At 47.1% G+C, this 12,006-nt stretch carries 13 protein-coding genes and 1 riboswitch; of the genes, 9 read left to right on the forward strand and 4 right to left on the reverse strand.

The features are described from left to right. Nucleotides 1–221: 221 nt before the first annotated feature. Nucleotides 222–965, forward strand: a complete 744-nt coding sequence (locus tag MHB85_RS03355; RefSeq protein WP_017690772.1) for an IclR family transcriptional regulator — start codon at nucleotides 222–224, stop codon at nucleotides 963–965. Between the two features lie 148 nt (nucleotides 966–1,113). After that, nucleotides 1,114–1,227: riboswitch (TPP riboswitch) on the forward strand. A 422-nt stretch (nucleotides 1,228–1,649) separates the two neighbouring features. Then, the gene (gene thiC / locus MHB85_RS03360; protein WP_341074191.1) at nucleotides 1,650–3,434 is read left to right on the forward strand and encodes a phosphomethylpyrimidine synthase ThiC; all 1,785 of its coding nucleotides are present in this window, start codon (nucleotides 1,650–1,652) and stop codon (nucleotides 3,432–3,434) included. A 302-nt stretch (nucleotides 3,435–3,736) separates the two neighbouring features. Here thiC and MHB85_RS03365 read toward each other — a convergent pair whose 3' ends face one another. From MHB85_RS03365 to MHB85_RS03380, 4 genes are all read right to left on the reverse strand, one after another. Then, nucleotides 3,737–4,426, reverse strand: a complete 690-nt coding sequence (locus MHB85_RS03365; RefSeq protein ID WP_341072380.1) for a hypothetical protein — start codon at nucleotides 4,424–4,426, stop codon at nucleotides 3,737–3,739. Between the two features lie 179 nt (nucleotides 4,427–4,605). Beyond that, nucleotides 4,606–4,773 carry a hypothetical protein gene (locus MHB85_RS03370; RefSeq protein ID WP_017690769.1) on the reverse strand — a complete coding sequence of 56 codons (168 nt, stop codon included), beginning with the start codon at nucleotides 4,771–4,773 and terminating at the stop codon, nucleotides 4,606–4,608. Between the two features lie 467 nt (nucleotides 4,774–5,240). After that, nucleotides 5,241–6,059: a zinc ribbon domain-containing protein gene (locus tag MHB85_RS03375; protein WP_105602374.1), complete on the reverse strand. Its 819-nt coding sequence runs from the start codon at nucleotides 6,057–6,059 to the stop codon at nucleotides 5,241–5,243. Nucleotides 6,060–6,140: 81 nt separating this feature from the next. Beyond that, the gene (locus MHB85_RS03380; RefSeq protein WP_091018739.1) at nucleotides 6,141–7,091 is read right to left on the reverse strand and encodes a helix-turn-helix transcriptional regulator; all 951 of its coding nucleotides are present in this window, start codon (nucleotides 7,089–7,091) and stop codon (nucleotides 6,141–6,143) included. Nucleotides 7,092–7,438: 347 nt separating this feature from the next. Between MHB85_RS03380 and MHB85_RS03385 the strand changes: the two genes are divergently transcribed. The 7 genes from MHB85_RS03385 to MHB85_RS03415 all read left to right on the forward strand — a co-directional run bounded on the left by MHB85_RS03385 (nucleotide 7,439) and on the right by MHB85_RS03415 (nucleotide 11,956). Continuing rightward, nucleotides 7,439–8,137: a response regulator transcription factor gene (locus tag MHB85_RS03385; protein ID WP_091018737.1), complete on the forward strand. Its 699-nt coding sequence runs from the start codon at nucleotides 7,439–7,441 to the stop codon at nucleotides 8,135–8,137. Continuing rightward, nucleotides 8,130–9,218, forward strand: coding sequence for a HAMP domain-containing sensor histidine kinase (locus MHB85_RS03390; protein WP_341072381.1), 1,089 nt, complete (start codon nucleotides 8,130–8,132; stop codon nucleotides 9,216–9,218). The genes MHB85_RS03385 and MHB85_RS03390 overlap by 8 nt, the downstream gene beginning before the upstream one ends. 99 nt (nucleotides 9,219–9,317) lie before the next feature. Further along, entirely contained in the window at nucleotides 9,318–10,181 is an 864-nt protein-coding gene (locus MHB85_RS03395) for a M15 family metallopeptidase (protein ID WP_341072382.1), read from the forward strand. Between the two features lie 31 nt (nucleotides 10,182–10,212). Continuing rightward, on the forward strand, nucleotides 10,213–10,773 hold the full coding sequence (locus tag MHB85_RS03400) for a VanZ family protein (protein WP_341072383.1): 561 nt from the start codon (nucleotides 10,213–10,215) through the stop codon (nucleotides 10,771–10,773). A gap of 13 nt (nucleotides 10,774–10,786) precedes the next feature. After that, nucleotides 10,787–10,996 (forward strand): hypothetical protein, encoded by a 210-nt coding sequence (locus tag MHB85_RS03405; RefSeq protein ID WP_149846265.1) that lies wholly within the window; start codon nucleotides 10,787–10,789, stop codon nucleotides 10,994–10,996. A 214-nt stretch (nucleotides 10,997–11,210) separates the two neighbouring features. Beyond that, a complete protein-coding gene (locus tag MHB85_RS03410; RefSeq protein WP_091018727.1) occupies nucleotides 11,211–11,609 on the forward strand; it encodes a hypothetical protein in 399 nt (132 codons plus the stop codon). 32 nt (nucleotides 11,610–11,641) lie between these two features. Then, entirely contained in the window at nucleotides 11,642–11,956 is a 315-nt protein-coding gene (locus MHB85_RS03415; RefSeq protein ID WP_091018725.1) for a hypothetical protein, read from the forward strand. Nucleotides 11,957–12,006: the final 50 nt, after the last annotated feature.

A 12,006-nucleotide genomic window follows, 5' to 3' on the forward strand; every position in this document is an offset into this window, starting at 1 on the left:
GATTGAGGGCATTTGTTACGCAATTGTTATATAGTTCTTAAGATATATGGGTAACATTACCTTAGTGTGTAAATTACAGGGGATTAAGTCTTATAAAAAGGAAAAATTTACACGTTGGCCTATTTTAATTTTGGCTCTTTTTGGTTTACAGATGAGACCGTTTCTCATATAATTTATGTAACCAAGTTTCATGTGATGAAACATGAGGAGGGCATTATGCCATGGAAGATCGCAAGTTAACCGTCCGGGCTGTGGAACGGGCGCTGGATATATTATTATGTTTTACCACACGCAGTGATCTGGGACTCACCGAAATTGCCAGCCAGATTGGCCTGCACAAAAGTACAGTGCACCGTTTGATGGCTACGCTGGAGGATCGAGGGTTCGTGATCCGCGATGCAGCAACAGAGAAGTACCGACTTGGCATCCGAATCTGGGAGCTGTCAGCTCATATGTCCCGCAGTGATGATCCCGCTATTCTGCTGCTGCCTGCGATGGAGCGACTGAGAGATCGATTGGGGGAGACGGTAAGTCTGTACTTGCGTGATGGGAGTGAAAGGATACGGATTCAAGCTGTGCAAAGTGATCAGGCGATCCGCCGAGTCGCTCCAGTGGGTGTTAGACTCCCGCTGTCTGTGGGCGCTTCCAGCAAAGTTTTGATGGCGTTTGCCACGGACGAGGATCGTGAAGAACTGATGAACGGGCCGGAATGGCCGGTGTTTATTGATCCCGCGGTGTATTTGGCGCAAATGGGAGATATCCGGGATAACGGATATGCGACGAGTTATGAGGAGCGTGAGCCGGGAGCTGCCGCGGTATCTGTACCGATTATGGATCGCCGAGGCAATATTGCAGCTGCTCTCTCGGTCTCAGGGCCTGTCAGCCGACTTTCGCAGGAGACATTGCATGAATACGCACCTGTGTTGAAGGATGCTGCTACGCAGATGGGGCTCATGTTATCCTGATGCTGATGTAAGTTTTTTTCCAAATTGAGTTGGTGTTCTGGAATATAAAGGTTGTTTTTGTGTTCCGGTTGCGCTACTCTGTAATGGACGGCCCATCGGGGTCAGCTTCATTGAATATGAACGGCGGCATGTGTGTGCCGCAACTTGTTAACGTTACTGGGGGAGTCCGAACTGTCCGGACTGAGACGGAATCGCATGAGATTCCGGACCCTTTGCACCTGATCTGGATCATACCAGCGTAGGGAAGTAATCGGCGATATGACCACAACCACCACATGATGTGACCCTTGTAGGGCTCCGTTTAGGAGCCGCATGAAGGTGCATTATTGGTGATGGACATAAAAGTCGGTTCCTTCGGGGACCGGCTTTTTTATATACAGTGAACGGGCGATATAGCACGTACTCCATCGACTTCTTTTTCAATAACCTGCGAAAGTGGGCTTGGATGATGAGAGAGAAGTCACCATAGATCCATGATCTGTGGTAACCTCCGTTCTGTTGTTAACTGTACATGAATAATGTCTCCCTCTGGTCTGGTGTATGATCGCTCTTTCTTCTCTGCGCTCTGTATGATTTGGGACAGGTACGTAAGCGAGCTAATGACGATACCAACCAAACAAGCGATGAACACTGAGGAGGAGACAATCGAACATGAGTACAGGAAATCAAACGGGACAACAAGCGATGGAACAGGAACATAACGGTCAGCAGGTGGAAAAAGAAACAGGAGCGGCCGGACGGGTTCAGCCCTTTCCGGGCAGCCGCAAAGTCTACATTCAGGGCTCACGGTCGGACATTGCTGTACCGGAGCGTGAGATAGCCCTTCATGACACGAATACTCCCCAAGGGGTGGAGCATAACGAACCGCTGCGTGTCTACGATACGAGCGGCCCCATGACCGATCCCGCATTTCATGCGGATATCCGTGCAGGTCTGCCAGCCCTGCGCACCCGTTGGATCACAGAGCGCGGCGATGTTGAAGCTTATCGGGGCCGTACGGTTAAACCGGAGGATAACGGACTGAAGCCCGGAGGGAAGAGAGCCGGCGCCGAAGAGTACCCCGGATTACGTGGCAAACCGCTGCGGGCACAGCCAGGACGCTGTGTGACCCAGATGCACTACGCGAGACAGGGAGTCATTACGGCAGAGATGGAATTCGCCGCCATTCGTGAGGGCGTGGAACCGGAATTTGTACGTCAGGAGCTGGCGAGTGGACGGGCCATTCTGCCATCCAACATCAATCACCCGGAGAGTGAGCCGATGTTGATCGGTCGTCATTTTCACGTGAAGATCAATGCCAACATAGGGAACTCTGCCGTATCCTCTTCCATCGAGGAAGAGGTGGAGAAGATGACTTGGGCAGTACGCTGGGGATCGGATACCGTGATGGATCTGTCCACAGGCAAAAACATTCATACGACCCGGGAATGGATCATTCGTAATTCTCCTGTGCCGATTGGTACGGTACCGCTGTATCAAGCGCTGGAGAAGGTGAATGGCGAAGCGGAGGCGCTGACCTGGGAGTTGTACCGTGACACACTCATAGAGCAGGCAGAGCAAGGCGTGGACTACTTTACGATTCATGCAGGTGTACTGCTGCGTTATATCCCGATGACGGCCAAACGGATGACAGGCATTGTGTCCCGGGGCGGGTCCATTATGGCAGCATGGTGTCTGGCGCATCATCAGGAGAATTTTTTGTACACTCATTTTGAAGAAATCTGCGAGATTATGAAAAGGTATGATGTGGCGTTTTCGCTGGGAGATGGACTTCGTCCAGGCAGTATCTACGATGCCAATGACGAAGCTCAGATGGCAGAACTGGCTACGCTCGGGGAACTGACGCAGATCGCATGGAAGCATGATGTGCAGGTGATGATCGAAGGCCCGGGTCATGTGCCGATGCACAAGATCAAAGAGAATGTGGACTTGCAGATGGAGATATGTAAAGAAGCACCGTTCTACACACTTGGGCCGCTAACAACTGACATTGCGCCAGGATATGATCACATCACGTCTGCCATTGGGGCAGCCATGATTGGCTGGTTTGGCACGTCGATGCTCTGTTATGTTACGCCAAAAGAACATTTGGGCCTGCCCAACAAGGATGATGTGCGCGAAGGGGTTATTGCCTACAAGATCGCAGCTCATGCCGCCGATCTGGCGAAAGGCCATCCACGTGCTCAACGCCGCGATGACGCATTGTCCAAAGCGCGGTTCGAGTTCCGTTGGCGTGACCAGTTCAACCTGTCACTGGACCCTGAACGTGCGCTGTCCTACCATGATGAGACGCTGCCAGCAGAAGGGGCCAAAGAAGCTCATTTCTGCTCCATGTGCGGACCGAAGTTCTGTAGCATGCGCATTACGCAGGACATTCGTGCCTTTGCCGCAGACAAAGGATTGTCCGATAATGAGGCTGTAGAAGCGGGCATGCAAGAAAAGGCCGAGGAATATCGGACACGCTCCTAGGCGTCGGTACAGCGCAAGCTGGGCAGTCTGAAATAGAGATAAAGCCGTTTCTCTCTGTCATTGCAGAGAAGAACGGCTTTTTTGGTGCTATGTCATGTATGTATTCTTAACTTACTCAGCCTTTATCAGAATTAGCTTTGTGACTGCATGTGGCCCATATCTTATACAGAATTCCTGCGATAACGAATAAAAGAGCATCACTGAGTCTTGGTGCTCCTCCGTATAGAAATGCGGAACAGGAAAAACCTACTATAAACAGTAAAACAATATAGAGGAATCGCATATTAGTTCACCTCGTTAAATTACTGTCGAGCCAGGCCCAAATTCTTCTCCAAATACGTTGCGAGCAATGCTAGCGGGCTATGGATTGGAATACCGCGATCTATTGCAACCTGTGCAGCGGCGGGAGCCATAGACAGTTGGGCTGCCACTACCGTTTTACCCGGATACTGCTCAGCAATCTGCTGTAATCCTTCACGTACTGCTTCGAGATATCCTTGCTGATCTCCACGCATAATCAATTCAAATGTCCCAGGGATGCATACCGCTTCCGTCTGAGATGTCTTGGCAACGTGTAGTTGCCCATTCTCATTCTCTGGCTGTAATGCCTGATTCAACCGTGCCATCGTGCCTTCAACGGTTGCAGGGTTGGTGAATGCGATTATGTAATCTCCTGTTACTCGCCGCATCTCCTGCAATAACGGATCATCTATGCCGATCACAGGCACAGGGACCTGTGTGGCTTCCTGCTCCAGTACTGTCGCAAACAGGGTACACGTGACCAGAATGGCATCGGCATGACACTTAGCGATCCATTGGAGCGTCTGGGCTACCTTCTCGTGAATGACGACCTCGGAAAAGTCAGCGTCATGTTTAAGGCGGTCCAGACCTGGATCGACGTAATGGACTAATTCAACTTCATAAGGAGCAAGCGTCTCTTCAATTAAGGCAATGTTGGAATAATGAGCGTGAAAACAACCAATGGTGATCATGTGCTAAGTCCCCTTTTACAGTTCGTATATGTCATGGATCTCGTAGATATTTAAAACCATTATAGAAACATGAATGAGGACTGTACAGTTGTTTATTGCTCAACGCCAATAACCGCCCTTCCGCCAAGCTGCGGAAAGACGGTTGATAAGCGGACTCGAATAGGGTCCGGTGTCCATTTTTATCTAAGGGAAGGAGAAGCATTTTTCTTCGCCATTTTTTGCTGTAGAATTTCATGAAAGGATAGACCTTGAGTGTTCTCATTCTCCTTTTTAGGAGCAGTGGTCGCCGTGTTGCGCGGATATTGGTGATGGTACGGGATCATTTGCTGAATAGGCATGCGGATCATCTTGGTTCCTCCTTTGATGCGTTTTTTCGAATTATGTATTTCGACTGGTTACCATGCCAGGTGCGCATATAGGTACATGTGACTTGTTAGACGAAATAGAAGAGTTTAAAGCGTAATTCCAATTGGATTGTAGTGATTTTACCCGGTTTTAAGGAGATGTAAACGTTTTTAGGGAAATTCAGGAGTAAAGGACCTGATATGAGAGGGTGTACATGGGAAGATCGAATCGGTTGTTATGCGAATAGTCCCAATTTTAAGGAAGTCAATGGTACCCGCATATGAGGCATATTATCTGGTTAAATGATGCAAAGCATGCTAACTAACTTGGTACCATGGTCGGGTTGTTTAGGGAGTAATGTAGTTCCGGATATAACAAAAAAGCTGCCGAGTGTACTCGACAGCTTGCGTGATATGAAGAAGGATGCGAACTAACTTTGATTCTGACTGAGATGTATATCGTACTACTTTTATCTACTTTGGCGAACAGCGATGTATATATCCACTTGTACACTTTCGGGATTCAGGCTGCGTTCATCATACAATTCAAAATCCCCGGTGAACGTACGATCGATTTGTTTCTCCCATGCCCACACGGCTCCCCATGCTTCACTAACAACCTCTGCCATTGGCCCTTTTCTGGAAGTGAATACGGCGTAAGTTGCAGGCGGGAGCAGAATGTCGCCCAATCCTTCAGGTAATGATTCCTCCGAACTTACCTCATGCCCTACCAGTATGGTGTACTCTCCGGTTATGCCATCGGTGTAATCCGTGTAACAGCCATAGCGGGCAGCTTCGGGTGCAGGGAGGTGCTCTGAGGCAAAATAATTGTTCCAGAGTCCCTGAATACAGCCTTTGCCACTAATCTCAATGGCATTGGTTGTGCGGGCGGATATGCCGGCCAGGCGTTTGCCCGGAAGGGTGACATAACGAACGGGCTGGGCAGATAACGATTGAGTTGTTGTAACCTGACCTGGTATAGCGGAAGTGACAGAGTTTTCAGCTGGAGATACTTCGTGTTGATCCGTTGTATTCGTGCGCCAACGTTTCAAAAAAGGAAGCTGATTACGCAGCATCGAACGAGCGGATTCCTCATCCATGCCCTCGTCCTTCAGAATGGCGGTGCACATCTCCGTCATGCCTTCCAGTGAAATACCGGGCTGCGCGAACTCGCCCTCTTTGTAACAATAGATACAGTATTCGCGGGTTGTGCTTCCATCTGCTTCCGTTCCGAATTGTGCAGGGGTGGTGAGTGGCATACCGCAGCTTTGACATACCGTAACATTCATCTTTCATTCCTCCTTGGGTATATATGCAACTTCAACCTGAACATATTTGAAGTATACGGGGAGGAACTGGACAACTGTCTGTCAGGTTTGATCGGAGGTTTTATAATTTTGAACAATTTGTTCGGCTATACGGCACACATTATCCCGAATATGCAAGGGTTCCAGGACCTCGACATCCGCCCCAAAGCCCAAGATGAAGCCGTACAGCCAGTTATCTTCTGGAAAAGCGACCTGGCTGATATAATAGCCGTTCCCGTCAGGCAATACATTTTCAATACCGAACCATTCCTCCGCAACATGATGGATACGGGCATGGAATCTCAAGGTAATCCCAATCTGGTTGTCTGGCCTGCTCCATTCCTGCTGCCACGGCCGGTCTTGAAGGTTGATGGATTTTCGTTCATAGTGCTCTGTAGTAAGAGAGACGTCTTTCATACGAACCAGCTTGAACATGCGGAATTCATTTCGTTCATGGCAAAAAGCATACAGATACCACGCGTGCCTCTTCAGCACAAGCGTGTGGGGTTCAACTGTACGATAGGTCTGTGCACCTTCGGCGCTGCAATAGGCAAAATAAATGCATTGTAGTTGATCGATTCCCTGATCAATGACTTTTAATTTTTGTTGCAGCGCTTCAGGGTGCGTCCACGTTGAATGATCCACGATGAATCGGTGCGTGCTGGCCTGAAAATCTTCATTTTTGGCTTCCGGGACGATACTGCTTAGCTTTTCCACCAACAGTTCACGTGCAGCATTTGTATGTGAGGTCGATATACTGCGCAGGGCGGTGACGATGGAAACAAGATCCTTATCGGTTAACAGATTGCGATCCAGACGATACCCTTCCGCTAGGCCGATGCCTCCGCTTGCTCCCTGATAGGTCACGACCGGAATCCCGGCTTGTCCTAATGTGTCGATATCTCTATAGATCGTCCGGATGGAAACTTCAAACATATCGGCCAGGTCTTTGGCCTGTAATCGCCCCCGGTTGATAAGCAGTACAACGATGGCTAACAAACGCTCCAGTTTCATAGCTACCTCTTCCTTTTTTTATTTGTGTTTATATAAATGAGCTATTTCTTTTACACTTGAACGGAGAGGATAGAAAAAACCTGGAGAAGCGAAGCGCTCGCCTAAAAGCTTTCTGGAAGAAAGCTGCTTCGGAAGCATACGCTATCACCGGATTTTCCCCTTTGGAAGATGGAATCAAAAAAATCTGGGGATAACAGCGATTGGAAGGTTATTCTGTCATCGGAGTGAACTGTGTAAAACTTTTGTCCAACTTATATAACATTGCTTTCAATTGTTTATCTGGTACTTATCTGTTAGATTCATAGGTGTTATATTGCCCAGCATCCCATATAGGAGTGAAATAAGCAATGAAGCGAATTACGATTCTGATTGCGGACGATGAGGTAGAGATCGCAGATCTGGTGGCTTTACATTTACAAAAAGAAGGCTATCATACCGTCAAGGCATCTGACGGACAGTCGGCACTACAGGCGATTCAGACACATGCCATTGATTTGGCTGTACTGGACATTATGATGCCGGGTATGGACGGGTACGAGGTGACCCGCAAAATACGGGAGCAGCATCATTTTCCGATCATTTTCCTGAGTGCCAAAACCTCGGATATGGATAAAATTACGGGGCTGGTAATGGGTGCCGATGATTATATGACCAAACCATTTAACCCGATGGAGCTTGTAGCACGCGTGAATTCTCAATTGCGACGCTCATTACAATTCAGCCAGTCCACAGCGGCGGTTCAGCGCTCGATTCTGGAAAAGGGCGGACTTGTCATTATACCTGAACAGCATAGCGTGACGCTTTACGGTAAACCGCTGGAGTTAACACCGAAGGAATTTGATATTTTAGTGTTGCTCGCGAGCAATCCAAAACAGGTCTTCAGTGCAGAAAGCATTTTTGAAAAGGTATGGGGAGAGGCTTATTTCGAAAGTGGCAATACCGTTATGGTACATATTCGGACGCTGCGCAAGAAGCTCGGAGAAGATGTGGACAAGAACAAGTTTATCAAAACGATCTGGGGCGTGGGGTACACGTTCAATGACTAAACGCAGAAGCTTTCGCACAACGATGATTATGCTGCTCGGTCTAAGCATGCTGTCTTCTGGCGCCGTAACATTTATCGTTTACAGGCTCTTGCAGTTGTATTATTCAGGTGTGCGGATGGAAGATCCGCTGGCGGAATATCGAAATATCATGAGAAGTATTGGCGATTTATATGTCTTTATGCTGCTCTTCATCCCGCTTGCGATTTTATTTTTCTACTTGTTTACGAGACCCTATGTCACGTATTTCAAAGAGATTTCCACAGGCATTAATCACTTGGCGAACGGAGACTTTCAGCATCGTGTTCAGATTTCGTCCAAGGATGAATTGGGTTCGATTGCGGAGGGTATGAATATGGCAAGCCAGAAGCTGCGGGAGGCGATGGAACGAGGTGACTTTGCCGAGAACAGCAAAGACCAGCTCATCGTAAACCTTGCGCATGATCTGCGTACACCGTTAACCTCCGTGCTGGGCTATCTGGATCTCCTTATGAAGGATGATCAGCTGACAGAGGAACAGGTTCGGCATTTTACGTCGATTGCATTCACCAAATCACAGCGTCTGGAGAAGCTGATTGATGATTTGTTCGAAATTACCCGCATGAATTATGGCATGCTACCGATCAATAAGGCTCCACTGGATCTTAGTGAATTGCTGAAACAGATGAACGAAGAGCTCTATCCTGTATTTGAAAAGAATCATCTGGTCACCCGGTTAAAAATAGACACTGACCTTACCATCTCCGGTGATGGCGAGTTGCTGGCTCGTGTGTTCGAGAATCTGCTGATTAACGCTGCACGGCACGGCAAGGACGGCATGTACGTGGATATTAACGGATATCGTGATGCAGAACAGGTTATCATTCAGGTGATTAACTATGGCGGACATATTCGTCCAGAGGAATTGCCACATATTTTCGATATGTATTATACCGGAGATCGTGCCAGAACCCCTCAGGAGGGTGGGACAGGCCTCGGCTTATTTATCGCCCGTAATATCGTGGAACAGCATGACGGTACGATTTCAGCCCAGAGTGATGTGGTACGGACGTTATTTGAAGTTCGTTTGCCCCTATTACAATGAGGTTCGACGTCAAATTTAAGAAAAACTTTAAAAATGCCCTGCTTTTCTTTTAACTTGTTTTGTCTATCCTTGATGTATGAGGTAAAAGGAGGAACAAGCATGAAGAAGTGGGGCTTTTTAATATGTATCGTTTTGATCGGATATATCGTTACACAATCACCAGGATGGATTCATCAAAAGGATGAGCTACCTATCGAGATTCAGAATACGCGTGAAAATCCCGCAGGTTATACGGTATCTGTCACGGGAAATATTCAGGATCAGGTACATAAGGGCAATTTGTTACTGGTTAATAAGCAATACCCCGTTCATGAGGAAGGGGTTAAATCGGATATTGTATATGTGGCGGATGAGGATGATCTGCTTCGTGGATATGGAATAATGGATCGGAAAATCATGTTATCCCGGCAGGTGGCACAGGAGTTTCGGAAGATGGTTGAAGCAGCAGGCGAAGAGGGAGTCCGATATTTTCTTGTCAGCAGCGGGTACAGGGACTTTGCGAAGCAGGACGAGCTGTATCAGGGAAAGGGTGAAGACTACGCACTGCCTGCCGGTCACAGTGAGCACAATCTCGGGTTATCCCTGGATGTCGGTTCCACATTGGCTGCCATGAATGAAGCACCAGAGGGGGCCTGGCTGGAGAAGAATGCATGGAAATACGGATTTGTTTTGCGTTATCCGAAGGATAAAGTGCGCATCACGGGAATACAGTATGAACCATGGCACTTTCGATATGTAGGGCTGCCGCACAGTGCTGTCATGTATAAGAATAATCTGGTGCTGGAAGAGTATTTGGATTTGCTAAAAGAGAAAGAGAACATTAATGTGGAGGTAGAGGGTGAGGCGTATCATATTCGCTACTATGGAGCCACCCGAGATACGACCGTTTACATACCTGAGCAAGGCCAAACTGAAATCTCGGGTGATAACATGGATGGCGTAATTGTCACCGTAAAGAAATAACAGGGCAGCACAAAGGAGGAGGAGCAGCAGCATGAAGAACAACAACCAGAAGAAAAACAAACATTACATCCTTTGGATTGCCGTTTTCATTATCTATGTATATCTACTTACGAAGCTGATCCTGTTCAAAGGAAGCCCGGTCGATTTTGGCATCGTGAAGGTTCGACTGATGGCGTTCTTGCAACAACCGGATCTGATCCATACACGAACTGTCAACCTGACGCCATTTCAGGAAATTTCACGAGACTGGAACAGTCTGTCGTTACATCGTCCGGGCACCGCAATCCATCTGGTAGGCAATATATGGGCCTTTATTCCACTGGGCATCTTCATCCCTGTGTTGACGGGCAACAAGTTATTCTCTGGAGTAAAGGTACTCCTGCTGTCCCTGCTGCTCAGTTTGGGTTATGAAGTGACACAGTTGTTGACGGGGATGGGAATATTTGATGTGGATGATCTGATGCTTAATACACTCGGCGGCTTGATTGGATATATTGTTTTCACTATGGCTATGGGTCTGAAAAAGGTGTTGTCGGGAGGAGAATCCCGCGTGACGACGAAAAAGTTAAATTCTAAGGAAAGTCACGTGTAAGGAGGGGAACAACTTGATTATAATAGCTGCAATCTTCATTAGCGCAGGGCTAATGTTTCTCGTGTATCCACACAAGGTAACAGATGCTTCGGAGAAACAGATTACGGAGCGAGTGATCGCGTCGAGATGGATCGGTGGCTCGTTAATAGCTCTGTCATGTTTGTTTCTGATCATGGGTACGATTCAACTGTTAGATCAAGCATCACATCACATTGGGCATTAAAAGGCAGTTGGCCTTGAAGCAACGGAGAACACACATACTGAAAACAAAGGCTCTCCATCACTGTGCAGATTGCACGTTACGGGGAGTTTTTTTGTTGTTTCATAAGGTATCGAATTTAGGATAGGATCAGTGAACTTTGCGAGTAACATCGCAAATGAGGTAGAGTAGAGATGATGCGTTAGTACCTATTCCTTACAAAAAAGGAGGATATACATTGTATTCATTAGCTAAAGAACTAGCAGGAACCATGAAAGCCATTATGCAAATTGAAACCGAAATTGCTGAAGCTACGAATAATCACTACGATAAAGAAGTAGTACGTGATGTAGAACAGAAAAGAACTGATCTGATAAGAGCTTGTACACGTGATGAGTTGCTGGTGATAAAAACAGTCATGAAAGTGGGACAATCGGAGAGAGGATATCGTCATTATTTCGATTCGAATGATGTTGAGATTATTTATCTCCCTGTTGAGTTAAACGAGCATGAGTTGATGCAGAAATATTCCTATTATCTTATACATAAGACTGAACGCGAACTTGCGGATAGCATTGAGTACTATACCGCTGTGTCGGAACAACTAAGAGAAGGTATGGAGATCTTAAAACTTTAACCTGTGATCTGTAAGTTCTAGGAGGCTTGTAAATGTTAATGAAAATTGTTGTATATCACTTTGATGTGTTCTACTATTACGTTCCCAATCAATATGCAGGAAAAATTGGCGAGTGGAGAGGAGAATTTATCGATTTTTTGCAGAGCCTAGAGTATAAGCACCCATTCACCCTGTATATCGAGTCTATTGATCATGAGGGAAATACGGAATATGCTCACTTTATTCGTAGTTACGGGGCGGATGATTTTGTAGACTGGATTAACGTAGAGAAATTAAACTGCAGAGGTATATATCGTATAGCTGAGCCACCTGATGATTCGGAAGTTGGCTTGAAGATTGATTTTTAACTATATCCCGATTATAAAAAGCAAAGCCAAAAAAGCTCCCCGCCACGTGC

The organism is Paenibacillus sp. FSL K6-4396, from assembly GCF_038002525.1.
GTDB lineage: Bacteria > Bacillota > Bacilli > Paenibacillales > Paenibacillaceae > Paenibacillus > Paenibacillus amylolyticus_B.